At 56.6% G+C, this 14533-nt stretch carries 14 protein-coding genes; 3 read left to right on the forward strand and 11 right to left on the reverse strand.

Going from position 1 to position 14533, the window contains the following annotated elements; translation table 11 throughout:
* The first annotated feature begins 163 nt into the window (after positions 1 to 163).
* The 3 genes from LB453_RS22640 (at position 164) to LB453_RS22650 (ending at position 1941) form a co-directional block, all read left to right on the forward strand.
* Positions 164 to 1384: an MFS transporter gene (locus LB453_RS22640; RefSeq protein ID WP_048782062.1), complete on the forward strand. Its 1221-nt coding sequence runs from the start codon at positions 164 to 166 to the stop codon at positions 1382 to 1384.
* Positions 1384 to 1554 carry a DUF2256 domain-containing protein gene (locus tag LB453_RS22645; protein WP_071997469.1) on the forward strand — a complete coding sequence of 57 codons (171 nt, stop codon included), beginning with the start codon at positions 1384 to 1386 and terminating at the stop codon, positions 1552 to 1554. The genes LB453_RS22640 and LB453_RS22645 overlap by 1 nt, the downstream gene beginning before the upstream one ends.
* A gap of 162 nt (positions 1555 to 1716) precedes the next feature.
* On the forward strand, positions 1717 to 1941 hold the full coding sequence (locus LB453_RS22650) for a hypothetical protein (RefSeq protein ID WP_033755612.1): 225 nt from the start codon (positions 1717 to 1719) through the stop codon (positions 1939 to 1941).
* Positions 1942 to 2173: 232 nt separating this feature from the next.
* Here LB453_RS22650 and LB453_RS22655 read toward each other — a convergent pair whose 3' ends face one another.
* The 11 genes from LB453_RS22655 to LB453_RS22705 all read right to left on the reverse strand — a co-directional run bounded on the left by LB453_RS22655 (position 2174) and on the right by LB453_RS22705 (position 14518).
* On the reverse strand, positions 2174 to 3184 hold the full coding sequence (locus tag LB453_RS22655) for a substrate-binding domain-containing protein (protein WP_033755610.1): 1011 nt from the start codon (positions 3182 to 3184) through the stop codon (positions 2174 to 2176).
* A 29-nt stretch (positions 3185 to 3213) separates the two neighbouring features.
* Positions 3214 to 4623 carry a sucrose-6-phosphate hydrolase gene (locus LB453_RS22660; RefSeq protein WP_033755608.1) on the reverse strand — a complete coding sequence of 470 codons (1410 nt, stop codon included), beginning with the start codon at positions 4621 to 4623 and terminating at the stop codon, positions 3214 to 3216.
* Positions 4623 to 5993: a sucrose-specific PTS transporter subunit IIBC gene (locus LB453_RS22665; RefSeq protein ID WP_103797233.1), complete on the reverse strand. Its 1371-nt coding sequence runs from the start codon at positions 5991 to 5993 to the stop codon at positions 4623 to 4625. The genes LB453_RS22660 and LB453_RS22665 overlap by 1 nt, the downstream gene beginning before the upstream one ends.
* 66 nt (positions 5994 to 6059) lie before the next feature.
* Positions 6060 to 7613 carry a carbohydrate porin gene (locus LB453_RS22670; RefSeq protein WP_255729601.1) on the reverse strand — a complete coding sequence of 518 codons (1554 nt, stop codon included), beginning with the start codon at positions 7611 to 7613 and terminating at the stop codon, positions 6060 to 6062.
* Between the two features lie 131 nt (positions 7614 to 7744).
* The gene (locus tag LB453_RS22675) at positions 7745 to 8671 is read right to left on the reverse strand and encodes an aminoimidazole riboside kinase (RefSeq protein ID WP_373688006.1); all 927 of its coding nucleotides are present in this window, start codon (positions 8669 to 8671) and stop codon (positions 7745 to 7747) included.
* Between the two features lie 270 nt (positions 8672 to 8941).
* Positions 8942 to 9679, reverse strand: a complete 738-nt coding sequence (locus LB453_RS22680; RefSeq protein ID WP_048782055.1) for an anti-sigma factor family protein — start codon at positions 9677 to 9679, stop codon at positions 8942 to 8944.
* The gene (locus tag LB453_RS22685) at positions 9676 to 10149 is read right to left on the reverse strand and encodes an RNA polymerase sigma factor (protein WP_033755679.1); all 474 of its coding nucleotides are present in this window, start codon (positions 10147 to 10149) and stop codon (positions 9676 to 9678) included. The genes LB453_RS22680 and LB453_RS22685 overlap by 4 nt, the downstream gene beginning before the upstream one ends.
* A 45-nt stretch (positions 10150 to 10194) precedes the next feature.
* The gene (locus LB453_RS22690) at positions 10195 to 10734 is read right to left on the reverse strand and encodes a cytochrome b (RefSeq protein ID WP_033755600.1); all 540 of its coding nucleotides are present in this window, start codon (positions 10732 to 10734) and stop codon (positions 10195 to 10197) included.
* Positions 10731 to 11789 (reverse strand): catalase family peroxidase, encoded by a 1059-nt coding sequence (locus tag LB453_RS22695; RefSeq protein ID WP_048782053.1) that lies wholly within the window; start codon positions 11787 to 11789, stop codon positions 10731 to 10733. Before LB453_RS22695 ends, LB453_RS22690 begins: the two co-directional genes overlap by 4 nt.
* 138 nt (positions 11790 to 11927) lie before the next feature.
* A complete protein-coding gene (locus LB453_RS22700; RefSeq protein WP_048782051.1) occupies positions 11928 to 12944 on the reverse strand; it encodes a substrate-binding domain-containing protein in 1017 nt (338 codons plus the stop codon).
* 74 nt (positions 12945 to 13018) lie between these two features.
* Positions 13019 to 14518, reverse strand: coding sequence for a PTS transporter subunit EIIC (locus LB453_RS22705; protein WP_033755594.1), 1500 nt, complete (start codon positions 14516 to 14518; stop codon positions 13019 to 13021).
* Positions 14519 to 14533 lie beyond the last annotated feature (15 nt).

The raw sequence follows: 14533 nt of genomic DNA on the forward strand, positions 1-14533 counted from the left end.
TATCAGTTAATTTTTTTTATGCGTTATAGACGCGGGTGACAGGGTAGCAGGGCGTTTAGCTGGCCAGTGACCCCTGTTTTTTACGCAACCTCGCTTTCCGTGCCAGGCTTAAACGAAGCGGGGTTTATCCCCGATAATCGTAAACTTATTAACGAGGATGTGTATGACGCTGCGATCGCTTCAGGCGCTCTGTCTGGTAAATTTTTTTATGGCGGACGTGCGGGACGGACTGGGCCCGTTTTTGGGCATCTTCCTCACCGAACATCACTGGCGAGCGGATGATATCGGCTGGGTGATGTCTGCCGGCGGTCTGGCGGGCCTGTTCGCCACGCTTCCCGCCGGACTGATAACGGATGCGACGCGCCATAAGCGCCTGCTGCTGATTGTCGGCTCGCTGGTCATTACCGTGTCGACGCTGCTGCTCTGGTATTTTCCCGATTCATGGGTAACGCTTTTTTCGCAGATCCTCACCGGCCTTGCAGCGGCATTTATCGCGCCCGTGCTGACCGGCATCACGCTTGGCCTGACTGGGCCAGATGGATTCAGCCGCCAGATGGGCCATAACGAAGCCTTTAACCACGGCGGCAATATGACCGCGGCCATTATCGCCGGGATTTCCGTCGCCTGGTGGGGAACAGGCGCCGTCTTCGTTTTGATGACCGCCATGGCGCTCTGCGCGGCGCTTTCCGTTTTAGCTATCCGGCATGAAGATATCGATCATCGCCTTGCGCGCGGATTAAGCGGCGATGACCACCGGCTTGCGGTGCCCAGGCTTTCGGTTATTCTGCGCAACCCCGCCATTATCATCACCGGATTGACGCTGCTGCTGTTCCATCTCAGCAATGCCGCGCTGCTGCCCATGCTGAGCATGCGTGCCGCCGCCGCCCATGACGGGACGATGCCTGCCGGCGTTTATGCAGCCGCCACCGTGGTGATTTCGCAGTGCGTGATGATCCCGGTAGCCCTGTTTGCCGCCAGCCGCGCGCAAAAGTCGGGCTATTCACTACTGATTACGGCGGCGCTGCTGGTGTTGCCGCTGCGCGCTGCTATCGCCTCTGCCTGGCCTGGCGCCCTGGGGATGATCCCGGTTCAGATACTGGATGGCCTGGCGGCCGGACTGCTGGGCGTGGCGGTGCCGGGCTATATTGTTAACGTGCTGGCGGGAAGCGGGCATACCAATGCAGGGCAGGGCGCGATTATGCTGATGCAAGGGGCGGGCGCCGCGATGAGTCCGGCGCTGGCGGGCACCATTGCCGCGCGTTACTCCTACAGCACGGCATTCGCGGCGCTGGGCGTTATCGCTCTGACGGCGCTCGCGCTCTGGTGGGTGGGCGGTCGGTTCGAGCGAAGAAGCGATAATGCTGAACCTGAGAGAGGCAAATAATGCGCGTTTTTAAGGGAAACAAACAGTCGCTGCCGGTACGCTATTGTAAAAACTGCAAGAAGCCGATGACCTGGCGTAAAAAATGGGAAAAGTGCTGGGATCAGGTGCAGTACTGCTCCGAACGCTGTCGCCGGGAAGCAAAGCGCGGCGCCGACGCTAACCAGGCGTGATGCCGAGAAGCGCAATGGGTGCTCTTCACATAAACATGCAACGATTCCTCAACAGAATGACAACGGTAGTCGTATTACCCTCTACGGGCCTAACATTGCGACTATGCTCATCGGGCTGCTTATCGGCAATGTGCTGTTAATTCTTATGAGGATAGCGTTCAAATGCGTAAACTGTCGTGTTTAGTGATTACCCTGGGCCTGCTGATGTCGGTCGCCTCCCAGGCTGAGGCGAAGGGCTGCCTCAAAGGCGCAGCGGTCGGCGGCGCGGCCGGGCATATCAAAGATCATGCCGTCGCCGGCGCGGCGGCGGGCTGCGCCGTAGGCCATCATATGGCCCATAAAAAAGAGAAAAAGGACGCGGAAAAGAATCAACAGCAGGCGCAGTAAGCTGGGTTTCAGGGCTGCCCGGGCGGCCCTGAGTTCGCCGTGCAGGTGAGGCTGTAAGATCTGAACGGCGCTGTGAGCTATCAGGCGCAGTAAAATAACGGGTAGCGCGGGTTTTGCATAAAGTAGGGTAGCGGACAGAACATCGAGGCGGTATGAATATCGCGATCACATTTAACATAATTATGATTATGCGAATTATGATCCAGTGTATACACAAAAGGCAAGCCTCAGATTAATGTTTACCACGTAATTTAACGGTTGCCGGTAATACCGTTTGCTGGTTAGTAGGTTCTTCGCCGCCAATCATCGCAGTCAACAGAGTGAAACATTCTTGGGCCAGTCTGGGAACATCTTGCTCAATAGTATCAATCGCGACAGAGAGCGAGTCATAGAGATAGTGATCGTCGAAGCTGGCCATACGCATATCGCTACTGAGCAAATGGTGCTGGCTCATATAGCGCAAAACGCCTTCCATCAGCCCGCAGGCAGCAGTGAATATCGCTTTAGGAGGACGGCCCAGTCTGGCACAAAGCGCTGCAAACATTTCGTAACCGCTGCTGGGGTGATAAGTACCATGAATGATCCACTCCGGACGAGGCGTAACGCCTGCACGTTCCAGTCCCGCCATAAAGCCCGCAAGACGGTCTCTGGTAGGAGAAAGGCGCGACTGCCCACCCAAAAAATAAATCTCGTCGGGATTAGCGCGCGCCATCCTTTCAACCAGGTCGGAGGTAGGCGTCACAGAGTCGGTGATCACCAGCGGCAGCCTGGTATCGCTCATGTAGCGGTCAAACAGCACCACCGGCAGTTGTTCGCTCAGCTTCACATAGTCGCTGTCGCTGAGCATGCTTGATGCCACAATTAATCCATCTACCTGACGCGCCACAAGGTTATCCACGACCACCCGCTCCTGCCCGGCATTTTCATCCGTACAGGAGATGAGCAACTGTAAACCCGCCTCGCGGCAGAGATTTTCCAGGGCATGAGAGAAAACTGCGAAACCATAATTAGTGATCTCAGGCACCACCAGACCCAGCGTATGGCTACGATTCTCACGTAACAGGCGCGCATGGATACTCGCCTGGTAGTGATGTTCACGCGCCAGCGTTAGTACTCTTTCGCGCGTCTCTTTCGCTACGCGCAACTCTTTGCCCCGGCCATTCAGTACCAGGCTGGCGGTTGCTTTAGATACGCCTGCCAACGCGGCGATATCGGCAATGGTAACGCGTCTGGTTTTTTTCACATCAATGCGACATTTAATGAAACAATGACTTATTCTACCATGAGGTGACGCAACGGCCAGTAGCGGGCATTCACTTCTTCGTCGCCGATCAGCGTGAGTTGCGCGTGATGCGCCGGAAAATAGCGGCTGCTCATCACGCCTTCACCCTCATTGATAAAAATTTCAACGCTGGAGTGATCGCATAATATATGCAGCTCAGTAACCGCTCCACGCCAGTAGCGATAGTGCCATTCGCCGCTCACCAAACTGCGCCGGGCGAGACGCAATCCTTCTCCATGCCAGTCCAGATACAAAGTTTCAGCAAAATTCAGCGTAATACCGCCCGACCCCGTAAGCACCAGTTCCAGCCGCTGCGCTGCTAACACCGGGGCGCCGCTTGCCCGACCGTAATAACGGTGTTCGTCGCCGCGCAATGCCTGCAATTCAGCGACCGGTCGCTGCAGAAGACGACCATCACGCGCGTCGAGTTCGCGCACGCAAGTCATCTGGTGGAGCCAGGATTGCGCAATTGTTGGCTGGTACATCTCTTCGCCGTCCGGCACGCCCATCCAGCCAATCAACAGCCGCCGTCCGTCGGCGGTAAGCGTGGTTTGCGGGGCGTAGAACTCAAAGCCAGCATCAAGCTCGTGAAAGGGTCCATGAGCGAAGTCGGCGGTGTCGTAATTAAAATTGCCAGCGAGCCAGGCACTGGCATGTGCGTTGAGAAAGCGCTGCTCTTCATGTGCAATGCCCTGCGGGCAGCAAATCAGGAAAGTCGTCTCCCCAAGAGTAAACAAATCTGGGCATTCCCACATATAGCCAGCGTCGCCCAGCCCGTTCAGACCGCTGCCGGCAATCTCGCCTAAAGGGTGCCAGTGATGCAAATCTGCAGAGCGCAGCAGCAGCACCTTGCCCTGCTTATGGCTGTCTTGTGCCCCGAGCACCATGTACCACTGATCGCCATGCCGCCATACTTTTGGGTCGCGAACATGTCCGGTATATCCCTCCGGCAGCGCGATAACCGGCCCCAGCTTATCGAAACAGCCCGCCTCATTTTGGACGGCCAGACATTGCCAGGCGGTGCGCGATCCGTCGTCAAATTTCACGTTGCCGGTGTAGATCAGCGTCAACACGCCGTTATCATCCACGGCGCTGCCAGAGTAGCAGCCGCTGCGGTCAAAGGCTTCATCAGGCATCAGCGCAATCGGCTCATGCTGCCAGTGGAGCAGATCGGTGGAACTCCAGTGTCCCCAGCATTTAAATTTGTGTTCACAGCCCAACGCATTCCACTGATAGAAGAGATGATAGCGACCAGCGAAATTGATAAAGCCATTGGGATCGTTAAGCAGCCCCGTTACCGGCGCAAGGTGCCAGCCAGGATAGTGGGGATCGCTGAGTGCCTTCGGCTGACCACGCATCACTGCGTTAAGAATTTGGGGTAACAGTGTGGTCGAGCCCATTAGTCTGCATCCGTTTTGTATTTGAGCAAATAAGAGAGAATAAACGCAGCGCTAAATGCGATCACCATGCCAGTCGCATAATTGAGCAGTGAGCTTGCCTGCACGATCGCGATGCCGGGAATACCGGTCAGGCCTACTGCGGTCATTGAAACATGCATTGATACCACCCAGGCCCCGCCTAACGCGCCGCCGACCAGTCCGGCAATGAACGGCTTCATAAAGCGCAGATTAATACCAAAAATAGCCGCTTCCGTAATGCCGAGCAGTGCGGAGAAGCCGGATGGCAGCGAAATCGCCTTGATTTTGACATCTTTGGTTTTGAACCAGACCGCCAGACAGGCGCCGCCCTGCGCCACATTCGCCATTGCCCAGATCGGCAGCAGGAAATTAACGCCAATCGACGGATTGCCAAGCAGCCCTGCCTCTATGGCATGGAAGCTGTGATGCACGCCGGTAATAACAATCACCGAGTACAGGCCGCCGAAGAGTAATCCAGCCAGCCAGCCCGCATGAGCAATGAGTGTGCTGAGCACAAATGAAATGCCGTCACCGAGCATACGGCCTGCCGGACCGATAATAAGTAGCGCAATGAAGCCGGAAATGATTACCGTCAGGAACGGCGTCAGGATCAGATCAAGTGCATCCGGAATCACTCGGCGCAGCTGTTTCTCCAGAATACTCATAAACCACACCGCCAGCAGTACCGGGAATACGGTGCCCTGATAGCCGATCATCGCCACTTCTATGCCGAAGAAGTTCATTGTGTGGTATCCGGCCGCTACGCCCCAGGCATTTGTCAGCGCAGGGTGTGTCAGAATGCCGCCCAGCGTGGCGCCGAGGAACGGGTTACCGCCAAATTCTCGCGCAGCGGTGAAGCCAATCAGGACTGGCAGAATGATGAATGCCGCCGAGCTGCACATATCCAGCATGATATAGAGCGCATTGTCGGGGTTTACCCAGCCGTAAGTTTTTACCATTCCCAGCAGTCCCATCAGCAGGCCGGATGCAACGATGGCCGGAATGATTGGGACAAATATATTCGACAGCAGACGCGCGATGCGCTGGAAGGGGTTGAGCTTGCGCGCGGCGATATCAGCCGCTTCTGACTTACTGGCTTCACTAATGCCGGCTTCGCGAATAAAGGCAGCGTAGACTTTATTAACCACGCCGGTGCCAAAGATCACCTGCAATTGTCCCGCATTGCGAAAACATCCTTTAACTCCCTCAATTTTTCCAATTGCGGCGGTATCCGCTTTGGCATCATCCACCAGCACCAGGCGCAAGCGCGTTGCACAGTGCGCCGCGCTGGCAATATTTTCTCGGCCTCCTAGCAACGGCAGCAGCGCGCGCGAGATGTTCACAAAATCCATAATGACCTCAGTTTTTCATTTTAATGCCAACAAAAGGGAACAGGGCCCCCGTGGGGGGCCGCAATATCAGAACCAGGTTTCCATCTGTACGCCGACATTCCACTCACCACCGGCCTTAAAGCCGCTGCTGCCAAAGGCATCATCTGTGGCGTAGTTATCCAGGCGGTGATCCCAGTCCATCCAGCTGGCGAACAGGCGGATTTCAGGACGTTTTAGAAATTCCCCGACGTCGCTCGCCTTCAGCGTCGGCGCCACGGTTAATTTGTAGAAGTTGCCGCTAACGGCGTTGCGGTTGTTGTAGCCTGCAGGACGCAGATCCATATACTGCCAGGAGCCTTCATACTGCATCTCGAAATTCTGGGTAATTTCCTGAATCAGACGCAGGTTAGCGGTAACCCATTTATAGCTGTCGCTTTTGACGTAACGGTCTTTACTGCTTTGCGCCAGTAGCGCCGGTGCGACATGCCAGCCCTCGCCGAGCGGCGTCATGCCATAACTGGCCAGACGCCAGGTATCAGCTTCCGGCAGCAGTGCGCCATCGGCACCGATGGTTTTCACCTCAGCGCCTAAGCCGTGACCATAGAGCAGCGCGGTTTTCGATGACCCTTCACGCAGGCCATAGAAGCTATCGCTGTGTAGTCCGATTAGCGCATGCACACCGTTGTTCGCTGCATCGTTTTTAACGCGATTGCCGTCAATATCGGTGCGCTCATTATTATCTTTAGCGCGCATGCCGCTCACCATCAGCTGCAGCGGCCCTACAAAATTATTCAGAGACAGAATGTAATTCTGTGCGGTGTTGTCATTATTCTCGATATCACCGAAGGTACGACCGTAAATCGCCAGGTTGCTGCGCGCTTCGTCGCTCCACTTGACGTCATAGATGCCTGCGCCGGTGCCAGCAAGAAACACCACGTCAGAATCAATCCAGTGAATATCGAAGTTATCGCGATCAAAGCGCTTACCAGCCCAGACGGTACTGTCTTTGAAGGCACCAGTGAACGTGGGCAACTGTCCAAGTTCCACGAAAGCCTGACGCAGGTTGAGATCGCTGCTGGCGGCACTCCAGTCATTGTAGGTTCGCTGACCGTCGGCCAGCATCGCCTTGAACCTGGTCGTCGCGCCGTTAGCGAGGATTTGCTTATGTTCGAGATTTAGCTCAACGTAGGTATCGGGTTCGTTGCCGAGTCGGCCAACGTGACCGCCGGTTTCTCCTGCCGGCGTGACGGTCGGGCCGCCCTGCGTTTTTGCTGCGGAGCTATTCATCAGCAGCCCTGAACGCGCGTAGCCATGGAATTCAAATCCATCTGTATTATTCCTGCTACTCTGTTCTGGTTTCTCGGCGCGCGGTTCTCTCTGTTCGTTCACGATCTGGGGCTGCTGTTGCTGCTGTTGCGTGGCAGTCAGCTTCTGTGCCTGATTCTCAGCAGCCAGCGCGCGGTATTCCGCAGCACTGGCCCGCTGTTCAGCTGCAGCCAGGCGTTTTTCCATTGCCGCGAGACGCGCTTCAATACTTTCCATAGAGTTAGCCGCCCAGGCGGGGCCAGAACTCAATAATGTGCCGAGGCTAAGCGCTAAAAGACGTTTTTTCACTGGTTTGCATCCCTGAGGTAAGGCCATCATCAATAAAACGTTATTGCTAAACCGATTTAGGTCAGCATCATAGTTGTGCTGATTTTGAAAGCGCAACGGAATTTGCTAAACCGGTTTAGTTGATGTGAGGCATGTCTCAAAACAGGGAGTAAAAGCGATTACTGATTGAGGTGATCCTGCAGTTGCGGGTAATCAGGCAAAGCTGTCATTGCCCCTTTGGCTGTTGTCGCAAGCGCGCCGCATGCCTGTGCGCACTGCAGACGTGCCGCCAGTTGCGCAGCATCAGCAGGAAGCCCGTTCTGCGCAAGTCCCCATAACAGCCCTGCGACAAAGGCATCTCCAGCACCGGTTGTATCGATGCTGAGTACGGGCTTCGCCGGATAGTGAACAAGCCCGTCGTTATACCAGGCCCATACGCCTGCGCTACCCTGAGTGACCAACAGTAATCTGATCGCAAAATGCTTCGCCAGCTCCTCGATAGCGGCTTCAACGTCGGCGCAATCCGCTATCCATATCAGCTCTTCCTCGGAAAGCTTCACAACATCTGCCAGTTGAAGTGCCTGCCTGATACAGCGATGGAGTTCAGCTTTATCCTGCCAGAGATCGAGTCGAATATTGGGGTCAAAACTGACATAGCCGCCTGCGTCACGCACTGATTTCATTGCCTGTAAGGTGGTGCTTCTAGAGGGTTCCTGAAGCAGTGCAATTGAGCAACAGTGTAACCAGTCGTGAGGGATAAACTGAGGAAGATCATGGCGTTCCAGAAATAAGTCCGCGCCTGGGCGAACCATAAATGTGAAGGTACGTTCACCCTCGGCGTCCAGTGCTACTACCACGGTTGAAGTGCGGTGCGTCTTATCCATCAACATGCAGGAGACATCCACATTTTCCCTCTCAAGCACTTGTCGCAAAAAGCGTCCGAAAGGATCGTCTCCCACACGGCCAATAAATCGACTGTTTCCTCCAAGCCGGGCGATTCCCACCGCCACGTTAGCCGGCGCGCCTCCAGGACATTGCAGGAGACGCCCGTCCTCTTCAGGAAGCAAATCAACCACCGCATCACCTAAACACCAGATTCGATTCATCAGTAAACTCCAGTAAAAAGCTAAACCGATTTAGCTATGTGGCGATAGTATGCATTAAGGATTTGGACATTGTCACGGCTGTTAATAATGCCAGGCAGCAGGTAAAGGCAGATAACAGATTTGGATAGCGCTCTTACAAAGGACGCCCGGTTCCATGATAGTGTCCCCAGCCACTCCTCCGGCTCAAACAACCGGGATAAAGAGAGAGTCGGGCATGTTGGCGTAGCGGTTATGATTTAGCTGACGTTATTGTCGATGGGCTTCCTGATATCACCCCGTTACTTCTGAGAGCGCTTTACGCACGTCGCCGGTCGCCGCCGCATCAAGCGGCGTGACCAGGGCATAATTGTAATGCTCATCACTCCAGTACTGCGCCATCACATTCTCGGCTTTGCGCTCGCCGTGCGGCAGCTTAACCGGACTGAGCGGCCGGATATACCAGGCGAGGCGGGTGCCGTGCGCATCCTGATACATCACCAGCGCCGCCGGGCCCTGCGCCGTTGCTATCAGGCGCGCGCCGAGCGGTTTAAAGCCATACTGCTCCAGATTAGGCGGCAAATTGCCGTTGATAAAATAGCGCCCGACCCAGCTCGCCAGCTCGTTTTGCTGGCTGGCGACCACGTCCATCGGCGTCAGCGTCGCATTGCCGAACAGCTTATAGGCCTGCACCGCATCTTCCATCGGCAAATGACCGGCCATTTGCGAATCTTTCAGCTGCCAGCCGGTAAAGCCGCCGACGCTAAGGGATAGAACCAATACGCAGGCAAGCGCCAGCTTTCGCTGCCGCTGCTGCCGCGCACGGCGGCGAAAAGCGTGCGGCTCGGGCGTTTCCAGCGTCTGCTTTTGCTGGTGCATCGCCTGCCGCAAAAGCTGCATCTCATAACGCATCTCCGCCACGCGTTCGGCAGCCTGAGGATCCTCCGCCAGATAACGCTCGACGCGTCGTGCGGTAGCGTCATCCGCTTCGCCATCTATCCAGGCGTGCAGATCCTCTTCGTCGGGTTTCATTTCAGTCTCCTTAGGGGTAACGGCTTGACCTTGCCTTCTAATTTCTCATGCAGCAGTTTTCGCGCCCGGGAGAGACGCGACATCACCGTTCCCAGCGGGATATCCAGCGTCTCGGCCGCCTCTTTATAGCTCAGCCCCTCCACGCTCACCAGCAGCAGTATGGCGCGATAATCGGTCGGCAACGTCGCGAACAACGCCAGCGTATCGTCTGCAATCGCCATCGACTCGGTAGAGCTACTCAACGCCTCCTCGCCGGTAAAAAAGGCGAGAAGCGTTCGATAGCGCTTTCGCCGCCGTTCGCCGTCGATAAACTGCCGATAAAGAATGGCAAACAGCCAGGCGCGCAGGCTCTGCTCATCCCGGCTCTGCGGCGTTCGCGTCAATGCCTTGATTAAACAGCTTTGCACTAAATCATCAGCGCTGTGCGGGCTGCGGGTCAGCCACAGCGCGAAGCGTTGCAGATGCGGCATCACGTCCCGGATCTCTTCGTCAGTCAGCTGCGACACAGGCTTTCCTCAGCGTTTGCGGGTTCCCGCCATACTGTTAAACACACCGTCGCGCAGTACCAGCGCATGCAGTAACGCCGCCGCCAGATGCGCCATGATGGTCAGGAATAGCAACAGCGCGACGATGGAATGCAGCGGACGCAACAGCGCGTACCAGTCGTTATTCACCGGCACGATGGCCGGCAATACGAATCCGCCGCCGAGGGTCACCGGATAGCCCGCCGCCGAAAGCATCGCCCAGCCAATCAGCGGTTGAGCCAGCATCATTGCATACAGCGCCCAGTGCGACAGGTGCGCCAGGGCGCGCTGCCAGGCGGGAATCGAGCCGGGCAGCGGCGGAATGGCGGTATAAAAGCGCAGCCACAGCCGAACCACCACCAGCACAAATATCATCAGGCCCAGCGGCTTGTGAATCGCCACCAGCAGGCCGTGCAGCGAGGAGACGGTCGACACCATCGCCACACCGATAAATAACATAGTCATTATCGCCAGCGCCATTAGCCAGTGCACCAGACGCAGCGCGGGATGAAAATAGGTTACCTGTTTCATAATGGATGACCTGCCTGTTCAGACTGTTCGCGGGTGCGCTGGTTATAGGATTTGGCATAGGCTGCGGAGCGCGCATTCAGTAAGGGATCGTCGGAGGCGGCGATGCCATCGGGCAGAATCAGCGGATCGTAATTGATATCGTTGCACGGGCCCTGCTGCTGAGGCAGCGAACGGGTCACCACCAGCGTCCCGGCATTAATGGTCTGGCGATCGGCAGGCCAGACTTTCGATGCGTCGTTACCCGCATCGCCCGCGCCAGCCAGGGTTACCATCAGATCCCATTTCAGCGGCCCGTTCGCCAGACGCTGCGCAAGATCCTTTTGCAGGAAATCTTTGTCGGTTTTCTCTTCCGCGGTCTCTGGCTGACGGGGCGTTTGCGCCACCATACTCCAGCGCACCAGATGCGCAGCGCTGGATTTATCGATAAAACGGAAGGCATTCAGGCTGTTGAAGCTGTCGCTGCTCCAGCTGGACGAGGGCACGTACCCTTTTATCCAGGCGAGGAAAGGTTTGATTTCCGGATGCTGAAGCACAAAGGCTTTCATTCTGGCCGGATCGGGTTTGCCGGTAGCCGGATCGGGTCGCGAAGCGACCTGCTGATCGTAGAACCCCTGCACGGTGGCAACCGGAAAGAACGGGATCGCATTCATGCCGGTACGCCACTGCTGTCCGTCCGCCTGTTGAAACAGCAGCGCCATGCTGCGCACCGGAACGGCATAATCGGGCGCCCCGGGGTTGCCGCCGGCGATGGCAAAGCGTCCCGTTACCGGCGTCGTCGCGCCCTGCGCGAACAGCGGCGCGCGCGAGAAGGCGCTGGCGTTGCCGGTTGCCCTAAACTCGCCGATGACGCAGACCCCTTTGGCGTGATTGCGCCGATACCCAGGATGTTCGCCGCCGGACTGCTGCAATGCCGTAACCAGCTTATCGGCGGAGAGACGCTGCGGCGCCAGCCAGCCGCCGGCCCATAAAAACACGATGATCAGCGCCAGCGGAACCACGCCGACCAGCGCGAGGCGCGCGACTTTCTGGCCGGTGGAAAGTGGAGAGTTCGTCATAGGATAGGATCGCCTGTTTGCAAAGAGCGCATAAGACGAACCAGCGACAGCTTTATTCCCGAGGCATAAGATTTTTTTTCGGCTGCGGGGAAACCGCTCAGGCTGTCGGTAACGACGTGGAAAACAAGCGGAGCGGCGTCATGCAGACTCGCGCACGACAAGTTCGCCGCTCAGCAAGATGCGCTGCCTGGGCAAACCAGGATCCCGGATGTTGCTGACAATCAGCTCTACCGCCTGCCGTCCGGTTTCCTCGCTCGCGGATGAGACGTAGGTCAAGGAGGGAGACGTAAGATTGACCTGCAGCATATCCTCAAAGCCGACCAGTGCGACCTGCTGCGTCAGGAAGAGATCCTTGCCTAAAGTGCGCCCGACCTGCTGAATGCCGTTAAGACAGCCAATCAGCGCCGTCGACGAATGACAGAGCAGTGCGGTAAGGGTGTTGTTTTTTTCCAGCAGGTGGCGCGTCGCCAGACTCGCCGCAAAGGTATCGTCGCTGCAGGCAGGCGCGAGCTCGTCCTTGTGCGCAATACCGTTTTGCAGCAGGCTGGCCCGCAGCCCCTGCAGCCGCTGCGTGCGCAGCAGCGAATCCGCTTCGCCGCCGATATAGCCGATATTACGATGGCCGCGATCCAGCAGATAGCGCGTCGCCAGCGCCGCAGCCTGTCGATTGTCGCGCATTACCAGATTGCACGTTTCGCTGATTAGCGTCTGCGAGACCACCACGAACGGTAAAGGGCAGCGTCGCAGCCGCTCCGGCACGGTGGGATTAACGGTGTCGGACGTCAGGTAGATAATGCCTGCGACGCCCTGCTGTTTAAACGAAAGCAGGCAGCGTTCCAGGCTCGCCTCGTCATCGTGCGGCTGACCGAGAAACAGCATAAATCCCTTTTTCTCGAGCTCTTTAACCACGCTCGCCATCACCTTAACGGTATAGCTGTCGCTGAAGTCGCAGAGGATAAGTCCTATCAGATTAGAGGTGCTGGCGCGCAGGTTGGCGGCGGCGACGTTATGCACGTACCCCAGCCGCTGGATAGCGGCCTGAACCTTCTCGATAGTCGCATCGGAAATCTTGCCTTTCTGCCGTAAAACCAGCGAAACGGTAGAGACCGATACGCTAGCCTCTTTAGCCACATCGATGATGCTGACTTTTTTCAAACCTGCTCCTGATAACAATCCGATCCATTATTCCAGCGCGCGCTCCCGCCGTAGCCGGAGAGCGCCGCTGCCTGCTATTTGGCCATCATGGTCGACATCGTCTGCGCGATAAACTGCGCGCGGGCGCCGAAAATAACCTGAATGCCCGTATCACCGACAAAGACCACTCCGCGCGCGCCGACGCCGTTAAGGCCATCCTTATCGACCAGTTCGCTTTTCACTACCTCAAGCCGCAAACGGGTGATGCAGGATCCGACAGTATTGATATTTTGCGCCCCGCCAAGCAAGCCGATAATTTCGGTCGCAATCTCGTTATCCGATTTATCGTTCATATTGGCCGTCACAAGGGTGCGGCCTGGCGTTTTGATATCAAAGCGGCGGATAACATAGCGGAACGTAAAGTAGTAAATCAGTCCCATCGGCACGCCGATGATCACGGCGTTGAGGAAGTGGGTCTGATAACCGTTGAACGAGGGCAGAATGCCGAATGAGAGGTAGTCGATAAATCCGGCGGAAAATGATTTAGCGATATGCGCATGCATCAGATACATCATCATGTAGGCCAGGCCCGCCATGATGGCGTTAAACACGTAGAGGATCGGCGCGACAAAGATAAAGGTGAACTCAACCGGTTCGGTTATCCCCGTCAGGAAGCAGGTGAGCGCGGCGGAGAAGAGGATCCCGGCGGCGATTTTTTTATTGGCCGTTTGCGCTTCGTGATACATCGCCAGGCAGGCGGCAGGCAAAGCAAAGAGCATCAGCGGGAACTCGCCCTGCATGAACTTGCCGGCGTTCTGATAGGAGTCGCTGCTGAAGGATTTAACGCCCTCTTCCAGCATCTTAAACCAGATCGTCTGGTCGCCGTGGATCACCTGGCCGGCGTGCGTGGTGTAGTCGCCGAACGAATACCAGAAAGAGGGATACCAGATATGATGGAGCCCGAGCGGAATCAACGCGCGCTCCACTAACCCGAAAATAAAGGTGGAGGCCGCCTGATTATCGCCGTTCACCACCACAGAAAGCGCATCGATGCCCGACTGGATATGCTGCCAGATATAGGGCAGCAGCAGCCCCATCAGAAAGGATAAGCAGGCCGTAGCGATGGCGACGAAGCGCTTGCCCGAAAAGAAGCCGAGGAACTCAGGCAGCTGCAGCGTGTGAAAGCGGTTATAGCACCAGGCGGCCAGGATGCCGCAGAGCAGACCGCCAAACACCCCCATTTGCAGCGTGGGTATGCCGACCACCATCGCATATTTTCCTCCTTGCGACGCCATCTCCGGGGTAATGCCCATTACCGTGCCGATAGTGATATTGGTAATAAAAACCGAGACGGCGGCGGAGAGCGCCGCAATACCCGACTCAGACGCCAGCCCGACGGCGGAGCCGATGGCGAACAGCATCGGCAGGTTGTCGAAGATGACGCCGCCGGCGTTCATCATCAGCGGCAGATGGAATTTGTCGCCGAATGCCAGCAGCAGACCAGCGGCTGGCAACAGCGAGATAGGCAGCATAAGCGCGCGGCCGATCATCGATAGTTTGGATAACGACTTTATCAATCCTGAGAACAGACTCATGCTGCTTTCCCCGAT

Origin of the sequence: Pantoea agglomerans (assembly GCF_020149765.1) — a bacterium.
Lineage (GTDB): Bacteria > Pseudomonadota > Gammaproteobacteria > Enterobacterales > Enterobacteriaceae > Pantoea > Pantoea alvi.